The organism is Gordonia gummivorans, assembly GCF_022513585.1.
Lineage (GTDB): Bacteria > Actinomycetota > Actinomycetes > Mycobacteriales > Mycobacteriaceae > Gordonia.
Genome location: NZ_JAKWBF010000012.1, coordinates 101,865 through 126,732, shown reverse-complemented (window position 1 = coordinate 126,732; position 24,868 = coordinate 101,865). Strand labels below are relative to the sequence as shown.

The 24,868-nt window shown below is 67.3% G+C and carries 22 protein-coding genes and 1 riboswitch; of the genes, 7 read left to right on the top strand and 15 right to left on the bottom strand.

Annotation, left to right across the window (positions count from 1 at the left end; all coding sequences use genetic code 11):
* Positions 1 to 344: 344 nt before the first annotated feature.
* The 5 genes from MKW15_RS11315 to MKW15_RS11295 all read right to left on the bottom strand — a co-directional run bounded on the left by MKW15_RS11315 (position 345) and on the right by MKW15_RS11295 (position 5,460).
* The gene (locus MKW15_RS11315) at positions 345 to 857 is read right to left on the bottom strand and encodes a hypothetical protein (protein ID WP_240857718.1); all 513 of its coding nucleotides are present in this window, start codon (positions 855 to 857) and stop codon (positions 345 to 347) included.
* A 69-nt stretch (positions 858 to 926) separates the two neighbouring features.
* Entirely contained in the window at positions 927 to 1,556 is a 630-nt protein-coding gene (locus tag MKW15_RS11310) for an alpha-ketoglutarate-dependent dioxygenase AlkB (protein WP_240857717.1), read from the bottom strand.
* Between the two features lie 111 nt (positions 1,557 to 1,667).
* Positions 1,668 to 3,371, bottom strand: a complete 1,704-nt coding sequence (locus MKW15_RS11305) for a GMC family oxidoreductase (protein WP_240857716.1) — start codon at positions 3,369 to 3,371, stop codon at positions 1,668 to 1,670.
* Positions 3,368 to 4,885 carry a flavin-containing monooxygenase gene (locus MKW15_RS11300; protein WP_240857715.1) on the bottom strand — a complete coding sequence of 506 codons (1,518 nt, stop codon included), beginning with the start codon at positions 4,883 to 4,885 and terminating at the stop codon, positions 3,368 to 3,370. Before MKW15_RS11300 ends, MKW15_RS11305 begins: the two co-directional genes overlap by 4 nt.
* Positions 4,882 to 5,460: a TetR/AcrR family transcriptional regulator gene (locus tag MKW15_RS11295; protein ID WP_240857714.1), complete on the bottom strand. Its 579-nt coding sequence runs from the start codon at positions 5,458 to 5,460 to the stop codon at positions 4,882 to 4,884. The genes MKW15_RS11300 and MKW15_RS11295 overlap by 4 nt, the downstream gene beginning before the upstream one ends.
* Before the next feature lie 83 nt (positions 5,461 to 5,543).
* Between MKW15_RS11295 and MKW15_RS11290 the strand changes: the two genes are divergently transcribed.
* A complete protein-coding gene (locus MKW15_RS11290) occupies positions 5,544 to 6,527 on the top strand; it encodes an LLM class F420-dependent oxidoreductase (protein WP_240857713.1) in 984 nt (327 codons plus the stop codon).
* Between the two features lie 4 nt (positions 6,528 to 6,531).
* Here the strand turns inward: MKW15_RS11290 and MKW15_RS11285 are convergent, their stop codons facing one another.
* The gene (locus tag MKW15_RS11285) at positions 6,532 to 7,686 is read right to left on the bottom strand and encodes a pyridoxal phosphate-dependent aminotransferase (protein ID WP_240857712.1); all 1,155 of its coding nucleotides are present in this window, start codon (positions 7,684 to 7,686) and stop codon (positions 6,532 to 6,534) included.
* A 109-nt stretch (positions 7,687 to 7,795) separates the two neighbouring features.
* Between MKW15_RS11285 and MKW15_RS11280 the strand changes: the two genes are divergently transcribed.
* A complete protein-coding gene (locus tag MKW15_RS11280; RefSeq protein ID WP_240857711.1) occupies positions 7,796 to 9,529 on the top strand; it encodes a serine/threonine-protein kinase in 1,734 nt (577 codons plus the stop codon).
* A 189-nt stretch (positions 9,530 to 9,718) separates the two neighbouring features.
* Here MKW15_RS11280 and MKW15_RS11275 read toward each other — a convergent pair whose 3' ends face one another.
* The 7 genes from MKW15_RS11275 to MKW15_RS11245 all read right to left on the bottom strand — a co-directional run bounded on the left by MKW15_RS11275 (position 9,719) and on the right by MKW15_RS11245 (position 17,950).
* Positions 9,719 to 11,386, bottom strand: a complete 1,668-nt coding sequence (locus tag MKW15_RS11275) for a DNA repair helicase XPB (RefSeq protein ID WP_355278276.1) — start codon at positions 11,384 to 11,386, stop codon at positions 9,719 to 9,721.
* Positions 11,387 to 11,452: 66 nt separating this feature from the next.
* On the bottom strand, positions 11,453 to 12,373 hold the full coding sequence (locus tag MKW15_RS11270) for an oxygenase MpaB family protein (RefSeq protein ID WP_240857709.1): 921 nt from the start codon (positions 12,371 to 12,373) through the stop codon (positions 11,453 to 11,455).
* Positions 12,370 to 12,921, bottom strand: a complete 552-nt coding sequence (locus MKW15_RS11265; protein ID WP_240857708.1) for an oxygenase MpaB family protein — start codon at positions 12,919 to 12,921, stop codon at positions 12,370 to 12,372. Before MKW15_RS11265 ends, MKW15_RS11270 begins: the two co-directional genes overlap by 4 nt.
* Complete coding sequence (locus MKW15_RS11260; protein WP_240857707.1) at positions 12,918 to 13,076, bottom strand: hypothetical protein; 159 nt, start codon at positions 13,074 to 13,076, stop codon at positions 12,918 to 12,920. Before MKW15_RS11260 ends, MKW15_RS11265 begins: the two co-directional genes overlap by 4 nt.
* 525 nt (positions 13,077 to 13,601) lie before the next feature.
* A complete protein-coding gene (locus MKW15_RS11255; RefSeq protein ID WP_240857706.1) occupies positions 13,602 to 14,225 on the bottom strand; it encodes a TetR/AcrR family transcriptional regulator in 624 nt (207 codons plus the stop codon).
* 91 nt (positions 14,226 to 14,316) lie between these two features.
* Positions 14,317 to 15,528 (bottom strand): RtcB family protein, encoded by a 1,212-nt coding sequence (locus MKW15_RS11250; RefSeq protein ID WP_240857705.1) that lies wholly within the window; start codon positions 15,526 to 15,528, stop codon positions 14,317 to 14,319.
* 91 nt (positions 15,529 to 15,619) lie between these two features.
* Positions 15,620 to 17,950, bottom strand: coding sequence for a helicase-associated domain-containing protein (locus MKW15_RS11245; RefSeq protein ID WP_240857704.1), 2,331 nt, complete (start codon positions 17,948 to 17,950; stop codon positions 15,620 to 15,622).
* Between the two features lie 60 nt (positions 17,951 to 18,010).
* Here MKW15_RS11245 and MKW15_RS11240 point away from each other — a divergent pair, with 60 nt between their 5' ends.
* Entirely contained in the window at positions 18,011 to 19,120 is a 1,110-nt protein-coding gene (locus tag MKW15_RS11240; RefSeq protein ID WP_240857703.1) for an alanine racemase, read from the top strand.
* A 161-nt stretch (positions 19,121 to 19,281) separates the two neighbouring features.
* Here the strand turns inward: MKW15_RS11240 and MKW15_RS11235 are convergent, their stop codons facing one another.
* On the bottom strand, positions 19,282 to 21,483 hold the full coding sequence (locus tag MKW15_RS11235) for a protein kinase domain-containing protein (protein ID WP_240857702.1): 2,202 nt from the start codon (positions 21,481 to 21,483) through the stop codon (positions 19,282 to 19,284).
* Between the two features lie 154 nt (positions 21,484 to 21,637).
* On the opposite strand from MKW15_RS11235, the gene MKW15_RS11230 reads away from it, so the two are divergent.
* From MKW15_RS11230 to MKW15_RS11215, 4 genes are read left to right on the top strand one after another with little or no spacing between them, the layout of a single operon-like run.
* Positions 21,638 to 21,862, top strand: coding sequence for a hypothetical protein (locus tag MKW15_RS11230; protein ID WP_240857701.1), 225 nt, complete (start codon positions 21,638 to 21,640; stop codon positions 21,860 to 21,862).
* Positions 21,863 to 21,866: 4 nt separating this feature from the next.
* Positions 21,867 to 22,373 carry a cyclic pyranopterin monophosphate synthase MoaC gene (gene moaC / locus MKW15_RS11225; RefSeq protein ID WP_240857700.1) on the top strand — a complete coding sequence of 169 codons (507 nt, stop codon included), beginning with the start codon at positions 21,867 to 21,869 and terminating at the stop codon, positions 22,371 to 22,373.
* Positions 22,366 to 22,866, top strand: a complete 501-nt coding sequence (locus MKW15_RS11220; RefSeq protein ID WP_240857699.1) for a MogA/MoaB family molybdenum cofactor biosynthesis protein — start codon at positions 22,366 to 22,368, stop codon at positions 22,864 to 22,866. The genes moaC and MKW15_RS11220 overlap by 8 nt, the downstream gene beginning before the upstream one ends.
* Positions 22,863 to 23,297, top strand: a complete 435-nt coding sequence (locus MKW15_RS11215) for a molybdenum cofactor biosynthesis protein MoaE (RefSeq protein WP_240857698.1) — start codon at positions 22,863 to 22,865, stop codon at positions 23,295 to 23,297. The genes MKW15_RS11220 and MKW15_RS11215 overlap by 4 nt, the downstream gene beginning before the upstream one ends.
* A 665-nt stretch (positions 23,298 to 23,962) precedes the next feature.
* Here MKW15_RS11215 and MKW15_RS11210 read toward each other — a convergent pair.
* On the bottom strand, positions 23,963 to 24,598 hold the full coding sequence (locus tag MKW15_RS11210; RefSeq protein WP_240857697.1) for a transglycosylase family protein: 636 nt from the start codon (positions 24,596 to 24,598) through the stop codon (positions 23,963 to 23,965).
* 6 nt (positions 24,599 to 24,604) lie between these two features.
* A riboswitch (cyclic di-AMP (ydaO/yuaA leader) is annotated at positions 24,605 to 24,784 on the bottom strand.
* Between the last annotated feature and the right edge of the window lie 84 nt (positions 24,785 to 24,868).

The window sequence follows — 24,868 nt, the reverse complement described above, 5'->3', positions numbered from 1 at the left end:
GCGGGTGCCGCGAGCGTGCGGCGCGTTCCGCGGAACGCGCCGATCGATAGTCGCGAGCACCCCTTGAGCGGGAAGCGTCCGCGTGCGGCGAGACGGTTTCCGAGGCCGCCGCCGAGACGCGTGGTCGGCGTGTCGCGATCCAGAAACCGCGTGTCTGGTGAGAAACCCGGTGCGCACCAGCGGTTTCCGATCACGCTGGCGGTATCTGGCCAAGAATGCGGTTACTGCGACGAGATCGCGCTCTTCCCGCCTCTACGATCGCTGACAACGTCGGCGGGTGGGTCGCAGATCCGAAGAGCGCTCCACCGCGCACTGTTGTGAGTGCGAGTTTCGCTCCGGTCCCCTTACTGCAGCGTGAACTTGATCGAGTTCGACGCACCCGAGACGCCGTCGGTGACGGTGATCTTGTAGTCGCCCGCGGTCTTCAGTTGGTACGACTTCACCGCCGTACAGTCGGCGGTTTTGGTGACGGCGGCCTTCTTGGGGATCTTCGGGCCCGACAGCACGACGGACATCTTGCACTCGTTGCCGTCGATGACATTGCCGGCGTCGATGGTCGAGTTCCACTTCACGCCGATGCGGGTGTTGCGCGGGTACACGCTCGGGCTGATCTCGGGAGTCTTGTTGGGCGTGTAGACCCACACGTTGATCGACTTGACGCCGTTCGGGGCGTCGGGACGACCCAGCTTGCCGTAGTGCTGCGGCTTTTTGCTCGAGGAGCCGAGAGCAGCACTGCCGGAATCCAGGCTTCCTGACGCGCTGCCGAACGGGTCGGCCGACGATGATCCGGCGGCGACGGTGATGGCGGATGCGGCAAGCATGGCGGCGGTGATCGAAGTCAGGTACGTGCGCTTCATCGAACTCTCTCAGGTCGGTTTATAACGATTCGATTAAAGCATGCGCGTCGACGTCGGCCGCAGTTCGGTTCACCACACACCGGGCGGACGGAACTGAACACTGATCCGCGGGCCGGCTCCGCGAGCCTTGGGAACTGCATGTTCCCAGGTCCGCTGGCAGCTGCCGCCCATCACCAGCAGATCGCCCGACGACAACGTGAATCGCAGCGACGCACCGCCCGTCCGTGGCCGCAGCGCGAGGACTCGCGGCGCACCGAGTGACAGGATCGCGACCATGGTGTCGTGCGTCGCGCCACGGCCGAACCGATCGCCGTGCCAGGCCACCGAGTCGGACCCGTCCCGGTAGAGACACAGCCCGGCGGTGGCGAATCCCTCGGGTAACTCGTCGCGGTAGTGGGCGCTGAGCGCCTGCCGGGCCTCGCTGAGCAGCGGCTCGGGCAGGGGTTGATCGGCCTGGAAGGTCGCGACGAGCCTCGGCACGTCGACGACGCGGTCGTACATGCGGCGACGTTCGGCCCGCCACGGCACGTACTCGTGCAGGGCGTCGAACAGCGGCACCGACGACCCCACCCAGCCCGGCCGTAAGTCCACCCAGGCGCCGTCGGACAGGTGTCGTCGGCGTGTGGCGCCGTGCAGTTCTCTCAGGGTCGGCGCCGACTCATCGGCGTCGAACAGCGACGTCTGCATGCCGGCGGTCATGGCGCGAGCTTACCGCACGCTCGAACAATTGTGCGATAACGCACGTCAGGGAGAGGAGGGGACCTGTCGAGATCAACCAGTGGTGGACAGCGCGCGTCGGTGGAAATCGGGTCACGCTCGCTGACGTACGGGCGTGATTGGCAGCCGCAGCGCCCCGGGCGCGTGGGTCGGAACCGTCGGGTGCAGCGGCTGCGTCGGCTCGATCGGCGAGTAGACGCTGCCGAGGGGTGGACGCCGATCCAGTTCGCCGGCATTGGGCCACATCGCGAGGGCGCGTTCGGCCTGGGCGGTGATGGTGAGCGACGGGTTGACGCCCAGGTTCGCCGACACCGTCGAACCGTCGACGACGTGCAGTCCCGGATGCCCGAACACGCGATGGTAGGCGTCGACCACACCATCGTCGGCGCTGGTGCCGATCGAGCATCCGCCGAGGAAGTGGGCGGTCATCGGGATGTTCAGCAGGTCGACGACGGAGCCGCCGGGATCGCCGTCGATCTCGCGGGCCACCGCCCGGACGGCCGTGTGTCCCTCCGGTATCCAGCGCGGTGGCGGATCTCCGGCGCCCGGCCGGCTGCGCAGGATCGGCCCGAATCTGCCTCGGCGCGAGGTCAATTCGATCGAGTTGTCGACCGTCTGCATCACCAGCGCGATGATCGTGCGTTCGGACCACCGGCGCACCGACAGGCTGCGGGCGGTGGTCAACGGATGCGTGAGCATGACGATGATCGCCTTGAGGAGGCGCGGGATGCGTCCACCGCCGTCCACCAGAACCGCTTGCAAGAGCCCGATGAGGTTGCTGCCCTTGCCATATCGCACTGGCTCGATATGCGTGTGGTCGTTCGGGTGGAACGACGACGTGATCGCGACGCCGTGGCTGTAGTCGACGTCGCCGACGCTGCGCGCACTGGCGGCGAGGACGGCCTCGGAATTCGTCCGGACCACTCGGCCGAGCCGCGACGACAGCCTGGGTAGCCGTCCCCCGCGCTGCATGTCGAGCAGCAACTTGTTGGTCCCGTACGTACCGGCCGCGAGAACCACGTGGTCGGCGGTGAAAGTGCGGCGGGTTCGGCGTCGGCCGCTGCGATGGGCGTCGAGTACGTATCCGCCGCTGCCCTCGGGGGTGATGGCGTGAACCGTTGTCATGTCGATGATCTCGGCGCCCGCGGCCTCCGCGAGGTGCAGATAGTTCTTCACCAGCGTGTTCTTGGCGCCGACCCGGCAGCCGGTCATGCAGGCGCCGCATTCGGTGCAGCCGGTGCGGTCGGGGCCCGCGCCACCGAAGAACGGGTCGGCGACCGATTGGCCGGGTGTCCCGAAGAACACGCCCACCGGCGTCGGCACAAAGGTGTCGCCCGCGCCCATCTCGTCGGCGACGCGGCGCATCACCTCGTCGGCCGGGGTGACGTGCGGGTTGGTGGTGACGCCGAGCATGCGCGACGCCTGGTCGTAGTAGGGGTCGAGTTCGGTGGCCCAGTCGGTGATGGCACCCCAGTGCGGGTCGTCGAAGAACGCCGGCAACGGACGGTAGAGCGTGTTGGCATAGTTCAGCGAACCGCCGCCGACGCCCGCGCCGGCCATCACCAGCACGTCCCGCAGCAGGTGCATGCGCTGCACACCGAACAAGCCGAGCGCCGGCGCCCAGACATAGTCGCGCAGCCGCCAACTCGTCTTCGGTAGTTCGTCGTCGGCAAAACGCCGCCCGGACTCGATCACGCCGACGCGATAGCCCTTCTCGGTGAGGCGAAGTGCCGCTACCGAACCGCCGAAACCGGAGCCGACGACGACCACGTCGAAGTGCCGTGGAGTGGTTGTCACCGAACGACTTCCACGTCGTCGACGGGATCGGCCATCGGACGCGACTCGCTGCGCAGGATGTGATCGGCGGGTTCGAAAGTGGCCATGAGCCGCCGGTAGGTGCTGGTGTAGTTCGGCCACATCACCGAGTTGTGACCGGTGTCGTCGAGGTACCAGCTCGAGCATCCGCCCGAATTCCACACGGTGCCATCGAGTTCCAGGTCGAGGTGGGCGTTGTAGTGGTCTTGTGCGGCCTGCGTGACCTCGACGGTCGTCTTGTTCATGCGTCGCAGGGTGCCGATCGTGGTGCTGACGTAGTCGGCCTGGGGTTCGAGCATGAGCACGATCGAGCTGTGGCCGAGGTTGGTGTTGGGGCCGTACAGGAACAACAGATTGGGAAATCCGTGAACGGACACACCGCGATATGCCCGGGGAGATCCGGCCCAGGTGTCGGCGAGCGTGTCGCCGGTGCGGCCTCGGATCGCCGACGCGATCGGGGGAGTGGTCGGGGTGAAGCCTGTCGCGAAGATCACCGTGTCGACCTTGTGTTCGGTGCCCGCGTCGTCGATGGCGCCGCCCGGCGTGAGGCCGGTGAGCGCGCCGGTGACGGTGACGTTCGGCCGCTGCAGCGCGGGAAACCACTTGTTGGTGAGCAGCATCCGCTTGCAGCCGATGGTGTAGGACGGCGTGAGTCGACGTCGCAACTCGCGGTCGTGCACCTGCACGCGCAGTTGGGCTTTCGCGATCGCCGTGGCGATCGGCAACAGCTTTGGGCGGCGCGCCATCAACAGGACGTAGAATTCGCGGTAGGCCCAGACGAGTTTCCGCATCAGGCGGTGGGCGGCGGGAATACGCCGGTAGAGTCCGCGTTCGAGCAGTCCTATGGACCGGTCGAGCCGCGGCACCACCCAGGCGGGTGTGCGTTGGAGAACGGTCAGGTGCTCCACCTTGTCGACGATCTCCGGGACGATCTGGATGGCCGACGCGCCGCTGCCGACGATCGCCACCCGCCGGCCGTCGAGACGATGGCGATGGTCCCAGTGCGCGCTGTGAAAGGTCGTGCCGCCGAAGTCATCTGAACCGGGGATGCTCGGTATGCCCGGCTCCGACAGCGCGCCCGGCGCGGCAACGAGGAAGCGGCAGCGGATCGGTCCGTGCTCGGTCTGTGCGGTCCACTCCTGATCGGTGTCGTTCCATGAGGCGTCGAGAAGCGCGCAGTTGTACCGGATCTCGTCGGCGAATCCTTCCGCGACGTCGCGCAGGTAGCGATATATCTCGTGCTGAGCGCCGTAGGTGTGCGACCAGTCGGGGTTGGGGGCAAAGGACAGCGAGTACAGCGACGTCGGAACATCGCACGCGGCGCCGGGATAGTTGTTCTCCCGCCACACGCCGCCGGCGGTCGCGGCGCGTTCGATGGCGAGGACGCTCAGGTCGGGATGGTCGCGTCGCAGACTGTGCAGGGCGGCGAGACCGCCGAAGCCGACGCCGACGACCAGCACGTCGACGTACACGGGGAGACGACTGAAAGCGTTCATGGGTTGAGGAGGTCCTTCCAGACGGGCAGCAGTCGGGCGATGAAGTCGCGGTTGGCGGCCGGGCCGCGCAGGATCGACGACACCGCGATGCCGCGGGCCAACTCCGCGCTGAGTGCGATCTGCTCGGGCGTGTAGAGATCGCCGAAGAGTTCGAGCGCGCCGGTGGCGATGGCGTCGGACACCTTCTGTTCCAGCGGGACCATCGCGGCCCGCAGGACCGGCTCGGTGCGGGCGGCCACCCACAGTTCGAGCGCCGCGTCGAAGAGCGGTCCGCTGAACGCCTCGAGGAGGATCTCGATGTCCTCGTCACCGGTCCGTGGTCGGGACAGCAGTTCGGTCATTCGGGCCTCGACGAGGTGTGCGACCGCCGCGACGACGAGCGATTCGCGGGTGGGGAAATGGTGCAGGAGCGCGCCGCGCGAGATCCCGGCACGCCGGTTGACCTCCTGGGTCGTGGTGCGCGCGTAGCCAACTTCGACCAGGGACTCGATCGTCGCGTCGAGCACCAGCGCGCGCGTCGCGGCGCTGCGTTCCGCCTGGCTGCGCCGTGGTCGTGGTTCAGGTTCCTCGCTCACGGTGGTGATGCTAGCGAGAAATCTACAAACAGTCCAGACTGATTGTAAGTTCGGTCCGTTCCGGGTGGCGTAGGTTGGAACCCATGCGTTTCGGCATGTTCATTCCGCAGGGTTGGCGTCTGGATCTGGTCGGCATCGAGCCGTCCGCGCAATGGCAGACGATGTCGTCGGTCGCCGGCGCGGCCGAGAAGAACGACTGGGACTCGGTATGGGTCTACGACCACTTCCACACGGTTCCGCTGCCGACCGACGAGGCGACCCACGAGGCGTGGACGCTGGTCTCGGCACTCGCGGCGACGACGAGCCGTGTCGACATCGGGCAGATGTGCACCGCGATGAGCTACCGCAATCCGATGTACCTCGCCAAGGTCGCCGCGACCGCCGATCTGATTTCCGGCGGCCGTGTCCAGATGGGTATCGGCGGCGGCTGGTACGAGCACGAGTGGCGCGCCTACGGATACGGATTCCCTTCGGCGGGTGAGCGTCTCGGGCGGCTCGACGAGGGTGTGCAGATCATGCGGCGGGCGTGGGCGGACGGTCGGGCCACCTTCGCGGGCAAGCACTACACCGTCGACGACGCGATCTGCGCGCCCCGTCCGACCAACGGCTCCATCCCGCTCTGGATCGCCGGAGGCGGCGAACGCAAGACGCTACGGATCGCCGCTCAGCACGCCGACTACACCAACTTCGACGGCACCCCCGATGGGTTCGCGCACAAATCGCAAGTGCTGCAACAGCATTGTGCCGATATCGGCCGCGACTTCGACGCGATCACCCGCTCGGCCAACTACAACGTGATCCTCGCCGAGTCGGCGGCGGAGGTCGACCGCAAGCTCGACGACCTGCAGGCGACCTACGCCAAGACCGTCGGCGACGACATGGCCGCCGCCACCATGGGCGCCTTCCGTGGCATGCCGGGGGTCGGGACGCCGGAGCAGGTGGTCGAGAACCTCACCGCGCTTGCCGCACAGGGTATGTCGTATGCGATCTGCTACTTCCCGAACGTCGCTTATGACCGCGGCGACGTCGAGTTGTTCGAGCAGCAGGTGATGCCGGCGCTGCGGTGAGCGCTCACAACCTCCGCAACCGCTCCGCCGCTTCCGCGATGACGTCGGCCCGTTTGGCAAACGCGAAGCGCACCATGTGCTGCCAGGGTGCGCGGTCGTCGGCGAAGACGCTGACCGGCACGGCGGCCACTCCGACCAGTCCGGGGAGCGAGCGGCACAGCTCGACGCCGTCGGAGTAGCCGAGTGGTCGAGGGTCGGCGCAGACGAAGTACGTTGCCTCGCTGCGGTGGACGCCGAACCCGGCATCGCTCAACGCCGCCGACAGCAGATCGCGCTGCTTCGCCAACGAAGCGGCCGACGATGCCACCCAGTCCATCTCATGATCCAGTGCATGGGCCACCGCCGGCTGAAACGGTCCCGAACCGACGTAGGACATGTACTGCTTGGCGGTCCGGGCGGCGGCCACGAGTTCGCGCGGGCCACTGATCCAGCCGACCTTCCATCCGGTGCAGTTGAATGTCTTAGCCGCGCTGGAGATCCGCAGGGTGCGCTCGCGCATCCCGGGCAGCGTCGCGAGGGGTGTGTGCGTGCGACCGTCGAAGAGCAGATGCTCGTACACCTCGTCGGTGACCGCGATGACGTCGTGCTCGATGCAGAGGCGGGCGATCTCGGCGAGGTCGTCGTCGTGCAGCACGGTCCCGGTCGGGTTGTGCGGTGAGTTGACGATGATCATCGCGGTCTGCGGGCCGAACGCGTGGGCGAGACGGTCGCGGTCGAGGACAAAACCGGCTCCGTCGGCCACCAGCGGCACCGTGCGTCGAACACCGCCGGCCATGGCGACGGTCGCGGCGTAGGCGTCGTAATACGGCTCGATCATCACGACCTCACGGCCGGGTTCCACGAGCCCGACGACGGCTCCCGCGATCGCCTCGGTGGCCCCGACCGTCACCAGAACCTCGGCGTCGGGGTCGTAGTCGAGGCCGTAGTGGGAGCGCTGATGCGCCGACACCGCGGCGCGCAGTTCGGGCACTCCGATCCCCGGCGGGTACTGATTGCGGCCGCCGGTGATGGCTGCTTTCGCGGCGTCCAGCATCGACGCCGGACCGTCGGTGTCGGGGAAGCCCTGACCCAGATTGACCGCGTCGTGGGTGACCGCCAGCGCCGACATCTCGGCGAAGATGGTGGTGGCGAAGGGTCGCAGGCGTTCAACGGTTGCCATGGACCCAGGCTGTCATACTTGTCATTCGAGGATCCCCGCGCTATCGCGGCCTCCGGGCCTCGGATGACAGACTGGGACATCTCGCGTGTCGATCGGATGAGGAGAGTGGATGCCGCGCAGTCCGGGCGAACAATTTGCCGGCTACACCATCATCAAGCTCATCGGTCGCGGCGGTATGGGCGAGATCTATCTGGCGCGCCATCCCCACCTGCCCCGCAACGAAGCGCTCAAGGTGCTGCCCGGCGAGCTGAGCCGCGATCCTATGTATCGGCAGCGGTTTGTGCGGGAGGCCGAACTCGCGTCGAGCGTCGTGCATCCGGCGATCGTCACGATCTTCAACTCCGGCGAGTACGACGGTCACCTGTGGATCGCCATGGAGTTCATCGACGGGATCGACGGCCTCAAGTTGCTTCGCCGCCATCAGCGCGGGCTGCCGGTGTCGACGGTGATCGCGGTGGTGAGTTCGGTTGCGGCGGCCCTCGACCGCGCCCACGCCACCGGTCTGCTGCACCGCGACGTCAAGCCTGCCAACATCCTGCTGCAGGACGCGGACGGGCCCGAGCCTCGAGTGCTGCTTGCCGACTTCGGCATCGCGAAGTCGCAGCAGGACGTCAGCAATCTCACCTCGACCAACATGTTCCTGGGCACCGTCGCCTACGCCGCCCCCGAACAGCTTCTCGGCGACCCGGTGGACGGCCGGTCCGACCAGTATTCGCTGGCGGCCACCGTGTTCGAATTCCTCACCGGGCGTCCGCCCTTCCAGGGTGCGAACTCGGCGTCGATCATCGCCCATCACCTGAACAGCTCGGCGCCGCACGCGAGCAGCGCCCGCCCGGAGATCTCGCCCGCCGTCGACGACGTCCTCGACCGCGCGCTCGCGAAGTCGCCGTCCGATCGGTTCGAGTCGTGTCGGGCTTTCGCGTCGGCCCTCGAGAAGGCGCTGGCCTCGCCCGCGGCGAGCAGCACGCTGCCTCCGCCCCCGCCGCACCGTCCGGCGCCGGCGTTGCGCAAACCCCCGCCGCCGCCACCTCAGCAGGCGCCGATGGGTGGTCAACGGCCAGGTGGTCCCCCGCCCGGTCAACCCCCGCCGACCCCCGGCTATCCGTACCCGATGGGCGGGCCGCCGCCGAGTGGGCCGATGGCGGCCCAGCCGCCGAGCGGGCCGTTCAGTGCGCCGATACCGGCCCAACCCGAACGCGGCTCGGGCGTCCTCATCGGCCTGAGTGTGGCCGCGGTGGTGTTGTTGATCGCGATCGTCGCCGGCGTCATCTACGTCGGCAAATCGATCTCCGACGCCGCAGACAAGGCCGACACGACATCCGACCGCACTGCTGCCACGACGGTGCGCGACGGCACCACCGTTGTGCCCGACGGAAACCCGGCGACCCGAACGACTGATTCCTCACCACAGCCGATCACCGGTCCGTCCGAGATCACGCCCGGCGAATGCCTCGCCATCGCCACCCAGCCGGGGTCGGCGGGCACCGTGCTCGCGTCGAAGGTCGATTGCGATTCGGCCGGCCTGAACTTCTACGCCGGCGAGGTCATCGCGTCGAGTGCGTCGTGTTCGAGTGACAAGAGCGCGATCATCACTTTCCCGTCGTCGAATCAGAAGCTCTGCCTCACACCGAATTTCATTCAGTCACTGTGCTACCAGGTGCCGACGAACGGCGGCTCGCTCGCGGACTATCAGGAGGTCTCCTGCTCCGGCCCGGCGGGCGCGAACACGACATTGGCCAGGGTGACCCGGCGTTCCAATGCATCGATCTCGTGCGAACCGGCAGAGTCGCGGTGGACCTTCTCCCGGCCACAATCGATCGGTTACTGTCTCGCCGAGGTGTGATCCCCGCCGCCTCGAGCCCGCCGCTGGCTGAGGTTGCTCACCCGCTGGCTGAGGTGCGAGCCTGCGAGCCTCGAAGCCCGTGGTGAGACGACATGTGTTGTCTCACCGGGCCTTCGAGGCTCTCGGCTAGCGCCTCGAGCACCTCAGGCAGCGGAAAGGCGCCTCAGGCAGCGGAAGGAGCGGTGGTGTCTAGTTCGACGCCTCGTCACCGATGGCGGGTCCCAAGAGGTCGTCGGCGTCGGTGATCCGGTAGGCGTACCCCTGCTCGGCGAGGAAGCGCTGACGGTGGGCGGCGTAGTCGGCATCGAGGGTGTCGCGGGACACCACCGAGTAGAAGTGTGCTTGTCCGCCATCGGATTTGGGACGCAGCAGGCGTCCGAGCCGCTGTGCCTCCTCCTGCCGTGAACCGAAGGTGCCCGACACCTGCACCGCCACCGACGCCTCGGGGAGGTCGATGGAGAAGTTCGCCACCTTGGACACGACGAGGGTCTGCAGTTCGCCGGACCGGAATTGGTCGAACAGCACCTCGCGATCCTTGTTCTTGGTGGAGCCCTGGATCACCGGGGCGTCGAGTTCGCGGCCGAGTTCCTCGAGCTGGTCGATGTAGGCGCCGATGACCAGCGTCTGGGAACCGTTGTGCCGGGCCAGGATCGACTTCACGACGTTGACCTTGGTGTGGGCGGTGGAGCAGAGTTTGTACTTCTCCTCCGGCTCGGCGACGGCGTACTGGAGACGTTCGTTGTCGGTGAGGGTCACCCGGACCTCGATGCACTCGGCGGGCGCGATCCAGCCCTGCGCTTCGATGTCCTTCCACGGGGCGTCGTAGCGCTTGGGGCCGATGAGGCTGAACACGTCGCCCTCGCGGCCGTCTTCGCGCACGAGGGTGGCGGTGAGTCCGAGGCGTCGTCGGGATTGCAGGTCGGCGGTCATCCGGAACACCGGGGCAGGCAGGAGGTGTACCTCGTCGTAGATGATGAGACCCCAGTCGCGGGAGTCGAACAGATCGAGATTTCGGTACTCCCCCTTCGACTTTCGGGTCATCACCTGATAGGTCGCGATGGTGACCGGCCGGATCTCCTTGCGTTCGCCGGAGTACTCGCCGATCTCCTCCTCGGTGAGCGTGGTGCGGGCGATGAGCTCACGCTTCCACTGACGTCCGGCGACCGTGTTGGTGACCAGGATCAGCGTGGTGGCACCCGCCTTGGCCATCGCGGCGGCGCCCACCATCGTCTTGCCCGCGCCGCAGGGCAGGACCACCACGCCGGAGCCGCCGGCCCAAAAGGAGTCCGCGGCCATCTCCTGATAGTCGCGCAGGTGCCAGTTGCCCTCATCGAGTGCGATGGGGTGGGCCTCACCGTCGACGTAGCCGGCCAGGTCCTCGGCCGGCCATCCGACCTTGAGCAGGATCTGCTTGAGGCGGCCACGCTCTGACGGATGCACGACGACGGTGTCGTCGTCGATGCGCGCGCCGAGCATCGGGGCGACCTTCTTGTTGCGCAGCACCTCCTCGAGGACGGCGCGGTCGAGGCTGACCAGCGTCAGGCCCTGGCTGGGGTGCTTGACCAGCTGCAGCCGGCCGAACCGGCCCATGGTGTCGACGACGTCCATCAGCAGCGGCTGCGGCACGGCATAGCGCGAGTACGTGACGAGGGCGTCGACCACCTGCTCGGCGTCGTGGCCGGCTGCCCGCGCATTCCACAGGGCCAGCGGGGTCACCCGATAGGTGTGTACGTGTTCGGGCGCGCGTTCCAACTCGGCGAAGGGTGCGATCGCCGCACGGGCCGCGGGGGCGTCGGGGTGGTCGACCTCGAGCAGCAGCGTCTTGTCGGATTGCACGATCAGGGGTCCATCGGTCACCCGATCCATTGTCCAGGTCAGTGCAAATCCGGGCCACCCCGTTCACCGCCCGCGGAAACGAGTGAATCAGAAAACGCGCAGACCCAGCCGACGTCGGACGCGCAGGTCGAGCAGGTTCAGATGCAGCATGCCCTTGACGACGGGTCCGAGGATCGGGTCGACGAGGCGGAATCCGGCGAGCGTGGCCCGGTAACGACGTGCGTCACGCTCGGTCCATTCCCACCCCATGAGGTCGCGGACCTCCTCGGGCAGTCCGCCGCTGATCACATAGGTCAGGAAGGAACCCAGCGTCACGTGCGCCAGCGTCCCGAGTCGCCCGACGCGATACTCGAGGAACGACAGGTCCGACAAGCTCTGCAACTCCTCGCGGACCGGTGGATCGATGCGTAGGCGTGTCACCTCGTCGTTCCAGTAGCGGATCAGCGCGTCGTAGCTGTGCGGCCACTTCGACACCGGCACGTTGAGCGCGGTCCCCAATGGGTGACCCATGCGCACCACCAGCTCCTTCTCCCGCGCCGACAGCGGACCGTAGAGGAGTTCGTACTGGTCGATGAAGTACTTCAGCAGGCAGACGGCGACCCAGAGCTGCAGTCGCGCGTCGCTCGCGCTGTAGCGGACCGGGCTCTGCGCGGTCGAGTACACCTGCTGGTGGATTCGGCCGACCTCTCGGTGGACATACGCCTGATCGTCGGCGTTGCCGAGGAGCGCCACCGCCAGGAAGGTGCCGGTGGTGCGGCCGCGTTTGATGGGTCGTTTGATGGCGTTGCCGGAGTCGACGCGGCTCTCGTTGACGCCGTATCCGACCTTCGGGTTGGCCAGCTGCATGATCACGTTCGCGCCGGCGATGGTCGGTCCGAGGCCGGTGACGAGGTCGGCGGGTTGCCGAATCGGGCGACGACGCCGGGCGCGCGGGATCGCGGCCACGAGGTCGTGCTGGTAGGTGTCGACGACGTCGGGCGGATCGATGAACTCGGGCGCCGCGGTCATGGCTTGGCCGCCTCTCGTGTGGTGAAGAAGTCCGGCAGCTTCGGGGTCGGGGTGATACGCCGGAACGGATACCGATCGGTGCACAGATTGCGTTCCAGGACGTCGTCGACCACATGCCAGTAATACGCCCAGAATTCGACGCGGGTGGGCGGAATGACGCGTTCGGACTCGCCGAGGACTCGTGCGGTGCGTTTCCAGTCCTCGTAGAGGGCGTCCTCGAGTTCGTCGTCGACCCGCCCGCCGAAGGCCCGACGGATGTCGGCCTGCGTCGAGTAGCCGGTCGCGGCCACCCAGAGGAATGCGTCGGCGTTCAGGGCGTGATACGAACGTCCTTGATTGTCAACACCTTTCACCTGGCTGTGGATCGCGCGTAGATGTTCGGAAGCGACGCGGGCACCCTCGTCGCCGTGCCCGCCGTAGATGGCGAACATCGTCTTGAACCGCCGGGTCAGGGTGCCCCACCGGTCGGTGTCGAATCTGGAGTGTTGGCCCACACCCGCCCCGACCACGGGGTGGGCCACCTCCAACCAGATGGTCGACCGTTTCATTCGGACCCGCTCGCTGCGCTCCCGGCGTCCAGGGCGCCGAACAGGCCACGCCAGTCGTTGCCGTACTGCCAGCTGGCCGAATCCGGCCCCAACGGCTGGGCCGATGGTTCCGCCGATCCGACGTCGTCGCTCGATCCGGAATGTCTGGTGTCCACTCGCATCGTCGCGCCCCCCGAATCCTGTCTGATAGATAAAGCGGCGCTAGTCTATCAAAATGAGACGTGGAGCACACTCAACCTCGTGGTGGCGATCGTGGAGGTGGGAAGAGTGCGGCCTCGCTACAGAAACCGCACTTGTTGCCAGAAACCGCCGGTGCGGCCAGAAACCGCTGGTGCGCCTCGGGTTTCTGACCAGACACGCGGTTTCTGAAAGCGCGACACGCCGACGACGCGCCCCGGGGGTGGGAGAAGCTGCCGTCGCGACCACGATCTTGGGCGCCCGCGCAAACCCTTCTCGCCCGACGGTCTGCTGAGATCTGCTCGCACGTCGAGCACAGAAGGCGCTATCCGCCGCACAAGAAACTAGGGGAAGAAAACTCGTCCCCTACCCCTGGTGTCTTCCCCCAGAAATTTCTCGCGGACGACTACAAACCCCGGGGAAGAACTTCTTCCCCTAGATTCTGCGGGCACGGCACTAACGTATTTGCCCAGTTCAGCGCTGTGGTCACCGAACTCTTCGAGTCAGCGACCGGTCGCTTGGAGCAGCGGGACCAGGTAGGTCTGCGCGAAGCGCCGTGCTGCGGCGGGGTCGGCGATGGGGATGGCGCTGTCGTCGGGCGCTTCGATGAGGGAGTTCATCAGGCGGGAGATCATCTCGCCGACGATGACGAGGTCGAGGTCGGCGGGCAGTCGGCCCGCCTCTTGCCACGGCCGGAGGCTGGTGGCGATTGTCGAGCGGCCGAGGCTGATGATCGTCGCGTCGTTCAGGAACGCCGACAATTCGGCGGCCTCGCCGGACTCGCGCAGATTTCGGGTGAGGAGTTTGGGTTGTGAGGCTTCGTGGACGAAGGCGGTGAAAGTCTCGACGACAAGTTCCTCGGGGCCCGACGCCGATGCGCCCGCAGCCGACAGGAGATTTCCGAGCCGGATCGCCTCGTCGATGATCGCGTAGCGGACGATGCGCTTGCGGTGGCCGAATCGCCGGTAGACCGTGGCGACCCCCACCCCGGCTGCGTGCGCGATGTCTTCCATTGTGGTGTCGGCGAATCCGCTCTCGGAGAATCGGATTCGCGCGGCGGTCACGATCTTGCGCGCAGTGGGGTCGAGGTTGCCGGGCAATTCCCACGGCGAGTCCGCGTCGGTCATCGGATTCCTCGGAAACGTTGCACCCGACCAGTTTACGTCCACGCCGAAGGCCACCCGGGATCGGAGGTGCCTCCGACCCCGGGCAACCATCTCAACCCTTGACACACACCACCTGGCGCAGGCGGGCGACGACCTCCACGAGATCGGTCTGCGCGGCGATCACCGAATCGATGTCCTTGTACGCGGCCGGGATCTCGTCGACCACACCCGCGTCCTTCCGCGACTCGACACCTTGGGTCTGGGCCACCAAGTCCTCGGCGGTGAACATCTTGCGTGCCTTGCTCCGGCTCATCGTCCGCCCCGCGCCGTGCGACGCGGAGTAGAACGAGTCGACCGACCCGAGGCCGCGCACCACGTACGAATCGGTACCCATCGACCCGGGGATCAACCCCAGCTCGCCTGCCACGGCGCGGATGGCGCCCTTGCGGGTGACGAGCAACTCAAGGCCGTCGATGTGCTCGGTGGCCACGTAGTTGTGGTGGCAGCTGATCGGCTCGTCGAACACGACGCGCCGCTGCGCGAAGCTCTCCCGGACCGCACTGCACACAAGCGCCAGCATGACCCGGCGGTTGCGCGCAGCGTATTCCTGCGCCCAGTCGAGGTCGTGTCGGTAGGCATCCATCTCCGCTGTCCCGGAGACGAATACGGCAAGATCACGATCGGACAGGTCCGCGTTGTGGGGCAGCTTCGCCGCGATGGACATGTGCCGCTCGGCGAGTTCCTTGCCGATGTTGCGCGACCCCGAGTGCAGCATGATCCACACATGGGATTCGGCACCGTCGGCGGGCTCGTCGAGGCAGATCTCGATGAAGTGGTTGCCGCCACCGAGGGTGCCCATCTGCTTGCCGGCGCGGGTATCGAGTTGCCGCACACCGCGATGCAGATCAGCGAACCGGGACCAGAATCCGTCCCAGCCGCCGCCGACCTGCAGTCGCCGGATGTTGACCGGCTCCTTGTGCGACGTGAAGCCCACCGGCACCTTCGCCTCGATGGCGCCGCGCAGTCCGGAGAGGTCGTCGGGCAGGTCCGACGCGGTGAGATCGGTTCGGACGGCTGCCATTCCGCATCCGATGTCGACGCCGACCGCAGCCGGGCACACGGCATCGCGCATGGCGATGACCGAGCCGACGGTGGCGCCCTTGCCGACATGGACGTCGGGCATCACCCGGACCCCGTGTACCCACGGCAGAGCAGACACCCGGCGGAGCTGGTTGAGCGCCTGGTACTCGATCGACGTCTCGTCGGCCCACAGCAGGGTGGAGGCGGACGCGCCGGAAAGGGGTACCGGGAACTGGGTGTTCATGATTCTTCCTGTGGTCGTGAGGTATTCGCCACGGGTGTGGCTCGACCACCGTACGCGCGCGGTGGACGGCGGTCGAGCGAGTTTCTCGAGCTCAGTTGTCCAGCAGTTCGATGCTGGTGATCCGGTGCAGCGAGAAGCGTTGTTCGTCGTCGGTGCCATCTTCGAGTGCGACGAGCTGTCCCGCGCCCAGGGTGCGTGGGCTCACCACGTGGCGGCTGGCCGATCCCTGGGCGTCGACGTACCCGACACGCAGGCGCCGGTTGGCCCGTAGCGCCAATTGGATCAGGGCCGTCGAGCTCTCGCCGCCGCCGACCGCCCGAACCGGGGCGCGCGAGGTGCCGGCCGGCGTGGCGGCATCAGCGCGGTCGTGAGATCGCATGCGGTTGACCACATTTCGGATCTGCTCGGCCGACGGTGGGGTGCGTCTGGGTGGCAGGTGCCGGTTCTGGCGCGCAACGTTCACCCGGCTGCCGTGCTGCCGCAGGTCGACGATGGTGCCCGACGAATCCTCGCCGGCCGGCGCGAATCCGGCTGCACGCAGTTGGTCGAGCACGGCACGGAGCTCCGACGGTGATACGGCGACGGTCGGCGCCAGGGCGCGCAGGGCGAGGGGTTCGGCTGCCGGAGAACGAAGTACGGCCGCCATCGTGGTGGCGTCCTCGCATCGGATGAACGAGGATGCGATCCCGACCCGCAGTTGGCCATGCTTGCGGCCGACGTCTTCGATCAGGTAGGTCAGCGACTGGGGGACCGGTGTGCGGGAATGGGTGGTGAACATGGCGACCAGTTCGCTGCTGCTGCGCCCGGCATCCAGGGCGCGTCGTACGCTCTCCTCGGAGACGCGGTAAACCGAAGCGGCGCCGCCGGATTCGAGATCGGCGACGAGTTCCACCTGTTCGGCGAGTTCGGGTGTCATCGGTCCGGGTACGGTCAACGTGAGGTCGGCTTGGGTCAGGAAGTGGTCCACGGGTTCGGGGAGGGCCGCGTGCATGGCCTTGTGGGTGGCGGCCTCGATGTCAGTGGGATCGCCGTCGGCGATGGCCGCCCGGCCGACCGCGGTGAGCGCCCCGTGTGCGACGACACCGAGTTGTCTTGCCTCATCCAGGGTTTCGCGGACCGTCGACAGCAGAAAGCGGCGCATCTGACGCGGTCGGCGCCACTGTAGCGCCGCGGTGGTCGCCTCCGGTGAGACAGTGACCGCCGGGCGGGCATCGGCGAGGGTGGACAGGACGAGTCGTCGGTGAATGGGGGCGTAGGCGTCGTGGAGTTCGCCGCCGAGCGCCGCCAGGGTGGTCCCGTCGATACCTGGCTCGCCGACCCGCCATGCGTTGCGGGGCATGTGCAACCACGCGTCGAGCAGTGCGGCCCACTGCCTTTCGCGTGGTTGGTGCAGCCAGCTGTCGGCGGACGCGGTGGGCGCAAAGGCTTGTTCCCCGGTGTCGCCCGCCGGCGGTGGTTCCGGGAATCCGGCGTCGATGAGGCGCAGGTAACCGGCGAGTTCGGCAAGAAGGGCAACGCGGCCCTGATCCAGGCCGGTGACCTTGGCCAGGCGGCGCAGCTCGCGAACTCCGAGCGCGCCGCTGCGGAGCACCGAGGCCGGCGTCGTGCCGAGCACACCCAGCAGGCTCGTCATGTGGCGGATCAGTTCGAGCGCCTCGCCACCCGCCGCGTCGTCGACCGCGCGGGCGCTGAATCGCGGTTTCGCACCCGGCTCGTGCAGCACTGGTGGGCGCAGATCGTCGGTGCGCAGTGGTGGTTCGCCACGCAGGATCGTGCCGACGGTCGGTGGGAGTTCGACGGTGTGATCGTCGACGCGGGCCAGCAGGCCGGCCTCGATGAGACGTGGGATGGGTGCGTTGGGGTCGGCTGCCGGCCCTGCGTCGCGGCTGCGGCCGAGTGCCGGGCCGCGAGAGAGCGTCTGCAACAGTTCGCGCTGGCGGTCGTCGAGCTTCTCGAGGAGGGCGCTGATGGTCTCGGGTGTACGCGTGCACAGCAGGCCGGTGAGGTGATGGGCCTTCCACGGCAGCGCGGCGTCGGCATGGGCCCCGGCCTGCAGCGTGGCGCCCTCGGTCCAGAGAACGGCGCGGAGTGTCAGCAGGTCGATGCGGTCTGCGATGTCTTGCGGATCAGCTCGATTGCCGATCGCGGTGACGATGGCGCCGGCCGTCGCGTGCGAACTGCCTGCGTTTCGACGAGCGCCGAGCGCCAGCGCCTGCTCGAGGACGGCAACGCTCAACAGGTCGAGATCCTCGCCGGTGTGTGCGAGCGACGCGGGCGCGAGCGCGCGCTGTGCGAGGACGGCGCTGCCCTGCGGGGGTGGCGAGGCGAGGTCGGGACGCTGCGCCAGCAGCTCGGCGAGTGCGTCGTCGGATCGGCCGGCCAGGTCTTGCGCGAGGCTGCGCCGCTGGTCATCCGAACTCATTCGATCGAGTCTACCGACGCCGGGTTCCGATTGCGGGGTCGCGGGTGACAGGCTGGGCCCATGCCAGTTGATTCTGTGCCGGCCGGGCCCGACACTCCGTTTCTGGCCGTGGACGCGGCACGAATGCAGCACAATCTGGATCGGGTGGCCGGGGTGGCCCGCGCCGCGGGACTGGAACTGAGACCGCACGCGAAGACGCACAAATGCCTCGAGGTGGCGCGGCGTCAGATCGCTGCCGGCGCGACGGGTTTGACCGTGGCGACGATCGGCGAGGCCGAGGTGTTCGCCGCGCACGCCGCCGCGACCGGATGTCGTGATCTGTTCATCGCCTATCCGTTGTGGGTGACCGGCACCAAGGGTCGCAGGCTGGCCGCGCTGGCCGACCAGGTGCGCGTTCGGGTCGGGGTCGATTCCGTCGAGGGCGCGCGCCAGTTGGCCGGTGAGCTGGGCACTCGGTCGGTCGAGGTGGTGATCGAGGTCGACTCGGGGCAGCACCGCACCGGGGTGGCGCCCGAGCGGTCAGGTGAAGTAGCCTCGGCGGCAAGAGATCTGGGTCTCGACGTGGTGGGTGTGTTCACCTTTCCTGGGCACGGATATGGGATCGGTGATACCCGGCGCGACGCGGCTCACGACGAGGCGAGGGTGCTTTCCGTTGCCGCGCAACGACTGTCCGACGAGGGGATCGAGCCTCGGGTGCGCAGTGGTGGCTCGACACCGACCCTGGACTTCGCCGACGGTGGGGTACTCACCGAGATCCGGCCCGGTGTCTACCCGTTCAACGACGCGCAGCAGTTGGAGATGTGCTCGTGCGGCATCCACGACGCGAGCCTGTGGGCGGTGACGACGGTGGTCCACCGCACCGGCCACCGCGTCGTCGTCGATGCTGGCAGCAAGATCCTCGGCGCGGACCGTCCTTCGTGGACAACAGGGTTCGGTCGTCTGCCGGATCACCTCGACGCCCGCGTGACGTCGCTGTCGGAACATCATGCCGTCGTCGAGTTCCCCGATGGTGCGGCTTCGGAAGGCATTCCGGCGATCGGATCACGAATCCGGTTGATTCCCAATCATGTCTGTACCGCCGTCAACCTGGTCGACGAGCTGATGATCGTCGACGATCGAGGTGATGTGACCGAGCGGTGGGACGTCGTGGCGCGAGGGGAAAACAGCTGACCAGGGCGTGTCTCCCAATGCCCTTTGCGGGTCTTGGCGGCTCGATTGCACCCTGGCTCGTTGTCGTCGAATCACAATAGCGCCGCTATTGCTCTCTGCTCCGCCTTCCCAGGGCACAATCGACTCCGCCAATCCCTCGCAGTGGCATTGGGAGACACGCCCTAGAAGGACACCTTGTGCGGCGTGGGTTGGTCGGTCGTGTTGCCGTTCCCCACTTGGCCGTTGCTGTTGTTGCCCCAACACAACACTTCGGAGTCCGATTGTGCGCAGGCAGTCCCGAAACCTGCGGCCACCGTCGTCAGACCTTCCGGTCCGGTCACCTCGTGCGGTATTGCCACCTGCCCGTCGCTCGAGAACCCGAGCTGGCCATCGGCGTTGTCGCCCCAGCAATAGGCTTTGCCTTGTGCGGCGGCGCACGTGGAAGTCCACCCGGTGGCAATCGACGTCACGCCGTCGAGTGCGTTGACGGGCGTCGGTGACGTGCGCTGGGTGGTCGTGCCGTCGCCGATCTGACCGTACGTGTTGTCACCCCAGCAATAGGCTTTGCCGTCGGCGGTGGCGCATGTTGTGCGGCGGTACTCGCCGTCCGCACTGTCTTCCGTGTTCGGGTCGTAGTTGTAGCCGCCGACGGACACCGAGGTGACCTTGTCCAGCGCGACCTTCGTCGGTGCCACTGGTTCCGTGGAGGTCGAGCCGTTTCCGACCTGCCCTGTTCGGTTGTCGCCCCAGCAATGCAGGCCGGTGTCGGCGATCGCGCAGGTGGTGCCGAATCCGGTTGCGATGGCCCGCACTCCGGTGAGACCGGGAACCTTGACAGGGCTTGTCGACGTCCGGGGTGTCGACGCCCCGAGCTGTCCGCGGTCGTTGTCGCCCCAGCAATATGCCTCGCCGGCTGAAATCGCACATGTGGTGCCCCAGCCGGTAGAGATCGCGGTGACGTCGCTCAATGAGCCGACCTGGGTGGGTGTCGACACGGTGGTGCCGGTCTGACCGTCACCGACTTGACCAAAGGCGTTGTCGCCCCAGCAGAATGCCTTACTGGCAGACACCGCGCAGGTCGTCGCCGGCCAGGTGTTGTCCGACTTGCGGAACGCGCCGATGCTGATATCGGTGATCTCGGTCATACCGCTGAGTGAGACGGGCGCGGGGCGTTCGGTCGTCGTTCCGTCGCCGAGTTGTCCGAAATTGTTGTTGCCCCAGCATCGAAGCGTGCCGCCCTGCGCCGCGCATGATGCTCCGCCGTCAGTCGCGATGAGCTTCTGCGCGGCCACGGTGGTGGATGTCTCGTCGGACCCCGATCGGGACTTGTTCCAGAAGAACACCCCGACACCGGCTGCCACGAGAAGCACGATGACCGCGGCCACCGACGCGACGATGAGGCCGGTTCGACGGCGCGCGGGTGGCGGAGGCGTCGGCGCGCCGGGTATCGGCCGCGGAGTGGAAATGCGATCGTGGTGCGGGGTCGGCGGTGGCGGAGTCTGCGGTGGTGGGGGCGTGAACGGTTGCGTCTGAGCGGTCAATGCGCTGCCGAGAGCGGCCGCGAACGCGCGACAGTTCGGAAATCGGTCGGCGGGGTTGCGCGCAAATGCCCGCGCGAACACATGGTCGGTGGCGGCCAGGTCGGGCCGCAGTTGCGAGACCGGCGTGATCGCACCGCGGACGTGCGCCATGACCACGGCCGACGGTGTGCTGCCCACCAGTGGCGGCTGCCCGGTCAGCAGCGCGTACGCCGTTGCGGCTAGTGAGTACTGATCCGCGGCGGGTGTTGCCTCGCCGCCGTCGATCACCTCGGGCGCGGAGTACGCGAGTGTGCCGATGAAGCCCTGGGTGCCGGTCAGTCCCGCCGTGTTGGCAAGTTTCGCGATTCCGAAGTCGAGCACCACGGTGCGTTCGATGGCACCCCCGCCATGTTCGATCCCGCCATGTTCGACCCCGCCGGGTTCCCGGGTCACGATGATGTTGGCGGGCTTGATGTCTCGATGGATCACCCGGTGCCGGTGCGCGTAGTCGAGCGCGTCGGCCACCTGGCCGACGACCTGGGCGACCTCGGCGGGCCGGAGACGCTCGGCCGAAAGATCCCGCCCTTCGATGTAGCTCATCGAAAACCACGGCGCCCCGTTGTCGATGCCGTACTGGTGGACCGTGATGATGCTCGGATGGTTCAGCTTGGCGGCGGTTCTGGCCTCGTTGGTGAAACGCTGCTGGAAGCTCGGGTCGCCCGCGCCTGCGATCGAGATGACCTTCAGTGCCTCACGTCGTTCCAGCGACGGGTTGTCGACGAGATACACCGCGCCCATGCCACCCTGACCCAGCTGCGAGAGAACGCGATAGCCGGCGATCTGACTTCCGGGACTCAGCGCCACCTCGATCTCCCTGGTCAAGTGGGTGGGGACGAGAGGGACGATACCGAATGGCCTGATGATCGTGGTGCTGACTCATTCAGTTGGTCAGGGTGGGACGGACTGGACGATCTTTGGGTGCCGAGGAGGTCGGTGCGGTCGCAGGCGCCATGGCAGAATGCTGGCTGTGACCGAAGAAACCGTGACCGAAGAAGCCGGCGCCGACAAGTCCGGCAAGAAGCGCTACGTCGACAACGGCTGGCCGTTCGCGGACGGCGAGCACGCAGTCTCCGAGTTCGCGACCAACATCTCGGGTGCGCTGTCGCCGTTCGGTGACGTCGAGTTCCCGCTGCCGCAGGACGAGCTGCCGTTCGTGCAGGCCAAGACGGTCATCAACCGCTGATCTGATGTCGTCGGCCAGTTCCGCCGACCGCGACCCGGGCCTCACCCACATCGACGAGTCGGGGACGGCCCGGATGGTCGACGTGGGCGGCAAGAAGAGCACCAACAGGCGTGCTGTGGCCGGTGGGACGTTCTGCACCACGGCCGAGGTCATCGACCTGCTCAGTCAGGCCAAACTGCCCAAGGGCGACGTCCTTGCCACTGCCCGCATCGCGGGCATCATGGCGGCCAAACGCACGTCCGAGCTGATCCCGCTGTGCCACCAGCTGGCGTTATCCGCGGTGGAGATCGACTTCGTCATCGGCGACGATCGGATCGAGGTCACCGCTACGGCCTCGACGTCGGGCCAGACGGGAGTCGAGATGGAAGCGTTGACCGCCGTCGCTGTCACCGGCCTCACCCTGCACGACATGGTGAAGGCCGTCGACCGCCGCGCGCACATGGACAACATCCGCCTGCTGGAGAAGACCGGTGGCAAGTCGGGCACCTGGCGGCGGGACGACGATGTCTGACGACGCCGCACCCGGCCGTGAACTGCGCGCCTGGATCGTGGTCGCGTCGACGCGGGCCGGTCGCGGCCAATACCTGGATCGGTCCGGGCCGATCATCGCCGAATGGCTGACTGCGCAGGGATTTGTGGTTGACGAGCACATCGTCGTCGCGGACGGGCCACCGGTCGGCGAGGCGATCCGAGCGGCCCTATACGCCGACGCACACCTCGTGATCACCACCGGCGGAACGGGTCTCACCCCGACCGACCGGACTCCCGAGGAGACCCGGCAACTGCTCGACTTCGAGATTCCGGGTCTCGCCGATGCCATCCGCGCCGCGGGCCTGCCGGCCGTTCCGACGGCTGTGCTGTCGCGAGGAACAGCGGGCGTGGCCGGCTCGTCCCTCGTGGTGAACCTGCCCGGCTCCACCGGTGGTGTCCGGGACGGCCTGGAGGTGCTGGCCGGCGTCGTGCACCACGCCATCGACCAGATTCACGGCGGTGACCACCGGTGAGTTCGCCGCAGATCCGCACGGCCGTCGCCGAATCATCCATTGATTTGGTCGAACATGAGGCGTGGGTCGCCGACGCCGCGGGCGGACGGGCCGGAGCCATCGTCGGATTCGTGGGTGCGGTGCGCGACCACGACGGCGGTAGGGGAGTGACGGCGCTCTCGTATTCGTCGCATCCCACCGCGCCGAACGTGCTCGATGAAGTGGTCGGCGAGATCGTCAAAGATGCTCAGGTGCGTGCGGTTGCGGTGTCGCACCGCGTTGGCGACCTCGTGGTCGGCGACGCCGCGTTCATCGTGGCGGTCGCGGCCGATCATCGTCGCGCCGCCTTCGAGATCTGCGCGCGCCTGGTCGACGAGGTGAAGGCCCGACTGCCGGTCTGGAAACATCAGTTCTTTGTCGACGGCAGCGACGAATGGGTCGGGTCGGCCTGATTCGCGGATCGCTGACCCGAAGAGTTCGGTGACCAGCCTTCTGACCTGGGTAAACACGATACTGTCGTGCCCGCAAAATCTCGGGGAAGAAGTTTCTTCCCCGAGGTTCACAGTCGTCCCCTACAAATTTCGGGGGGAAGACACCAAGGGTCGGGGACGAAGTTTCTTCCCCGACTTTTTGTGGGCGCATGTTCCTGGCGTCGCCGTCGGCGGAACGCGGCGACCGGCAATCGGTGACTGAGATCGGGCCCGTCAGCGTCCGCTTCTGGGATATACCCGGAGGACCACCGTCAGGGGCCCGATCCTGGCCACCGGCCCAACCGCCAACCCTTCCCGCCTCCACGATCGTCGGCAACGCCGACGGAGGGACGCTGACTCGAAGGCGAGTCGCCCGACACCCGCTGAACTGGGGAAATGCGTCTGGTCGTGCTCGCAAAATCTAGGGGAAGAACTTCTTCCCCGAGGTTCGTAGTCGTCCGCGAGAATTTTCTGGGGGAGGACTCCAAGACCAGGGGAAGAAGTTCCTTCCCCTACTTTTTCGGGCTCGCGAGGAGCTTCGTCGCCACCCCGCGACCGTCGATGAGAAATGGAAAAGGGCCCCGCACGGATCAGTCATCGTGCGGGGCCCTTCGACAAGGGGCCCGGGTGGGCGGATCGTCAGACGATCAGGGCACCGGAATCAGGTGCTTGTTCTGGTTGAACAGCTTGATCTGCTCGGGGCTCAGCTGGACGCCGGTGCCCTTGGCAGCGGCCCACATCTGCTTGACCTCGGGACGCACGTTGGCGGCGTCGAGCGAGCTGTCGACCTGGTTGGCGACATCGCCGGTGGTCTTCGCGTCGGGCGCGCTGGAGAGGTTGAACTCCGGGGTCTTGGGCTTCGGCTTCGGCGCGTTGAGGTTCGGGGTGTCGGTCGGCGCGGTGCGCGGGGTCGGACCCGACAGCGGGCCACCGCAGCTCGGCCATGCGCCCTTGCCCTGGCCGGCGAGCACGCGCTCGGCGACGACGATCTGCTGCTCGCGGGTGGCCTGGTCGGCGGTCGGTGCGAACTGGGTTCCGCCGTGGCCGGCCCAGGTGCTCGGGCTGAACTGCAGGCCGCCGTGGTAGCCGTTGCCGGTGTTGATGGCCCAGTTGCCGCCCGACTCGCACTGGGCGACCTGGTTCCACTCGGCGTCGGTGGCCGCGCTGGCCGAACCGGTGCCCATGAGTGCGGCGCCACCGCCCAGAACCGCTCCGGTGAGAGCGACCTTGGCGAGAGTCTTGGTGGTCGTGTTGGTCGTCTGCTTGCGATGACGTCCGGACATGAATCGAATTCCTCTCTCCACGCGCCTACGAAGTCAGCTGTCGGGTTCGAGCGAGAGGCTGCTCGGTCCCGGGGCCTGACTGCTGCCCCGTGGACTTAACCCCAAGGACATCCGCGTGGATGCCCGGTCTCAGGGGATGAGGGTGGGTCCCCCGTCCTCGCTCCTAGAAATCTGTTTCTTGGTCCGTCTCGTCAGCGGAGCGAGGCTCGGCGCGGCCGACGGGACGTTATCGTTCTGTTTGCTTTGTCGTGACCCCCCGTGGGCGGTCGT

Coding starts and splice junctions, on each gene's coding strand:
- MKW15_RS11315 (WP_240857718.1), bottom strand. CDS start 857: ATGAAGCGCACGTACCTGACTTCGATCACCGCCGCCATGCTTGCCGCA.
- MKW15_RS11310 (WP_240857717.1), bottom strand. CDS start 1,556: ATGACCGCCGGCATGCAGACGTCGCTGTTCGACGCCGATGAGTCGGCG.
- MKW15_RS11300 (WP_240857715.1), bottom strand. CDS start 4,885: ATGAACGCTTTCAGTCGTCTCCCCGTGTACGTCGACGTGCTGGTCGTC.
- MKW15_RS11290 (WP_240857713.1), top strand. CDS start 5,544: ATGCGTTTCGGCATGTTCATTCCGCAGGGTTGGCGTCTGGATCTGGTC.
- MKW15_RS11285 (WP_240857712.1), bottom strand. CDS start 7,686: ATGGCAACCGTTGAACGCCTGCGACCCTTCGCCACCACCATCTTCGCC.
- MKW15_RS11280 (WP_240857711.1), top strand. CDS start 7,796: ATGCCGCGCAGTCCGGGCGAACAATTTGCCGGCTACACCATCATCAAG.
- MKW15_RS11270 (WP_240857709.1), bottom strand. CDS start 12,373: ATGACCGCGGCGCCCGAGTTCATCGATCCGCCCGACGTCGTCGACACC.
- MKW15_RS11265 (WP_240857708.1), bottom strand. CDS start 12,921: ATGAAACGGTCGACCATCTGGTTGGAGGTGGCCCACCCCGTGGTCGGG.
- MKW15_RS11255 (WP_240857706.1), bottom strand. CDS start 14,225: ATGACCGACGCGGACTCGCCGTGGGAATTGCCCGGCAACCTCGACCCC.
- MKW15_RS11250 (WP_240857705.1), bottom strand. CDS start 15,528: ATGAACACCCAGTTCCCGGTACCCCTTTCCGGCGCGTCCGCCTCCACC.
- MKW15_RS11245 (WP_240857704.1), bottom strand. CDS start 17,950: ATGAGTTCGGATGACCAGCGGCGCAGCCTCGCGCAAGACCTGGCCGGC.
- MKW15_RS11240 (WP_240857703.1), top strand. CDS start 18,011: ATGCCAGTTGATTCTGTGCCGGCCGGGCCCGACACTCCGTTTCTGGCC.
- MKW15_RS11230 (WP_240857701.1), top strand. CDS start 21,638: ATGCTGGCTGTGACCGAAGAAACCGTGACCGAAGAAGCCGGCGCCGAC.
- moaC (WP_240857700.1), top strand. CDS start 21,867: ATGTCGTCGGCCAGTTCCGCCGACCGCGACCCGGGCCTCACCCACATC.
- MKW15_RS11220 (WP_240857699.1), top strand. CDS start 22,366: ATGTCTGACGACGCCGCACCCGGCCGTGAACTGCGCGCCTGGATCGTG.
- MKW15_RS11210 (WP_240857697.1), bottom strand. CDS start 24,598: ATGTCCGGACGTCATCGCAAGCAGACGACCAACACGACCACCAAGACT.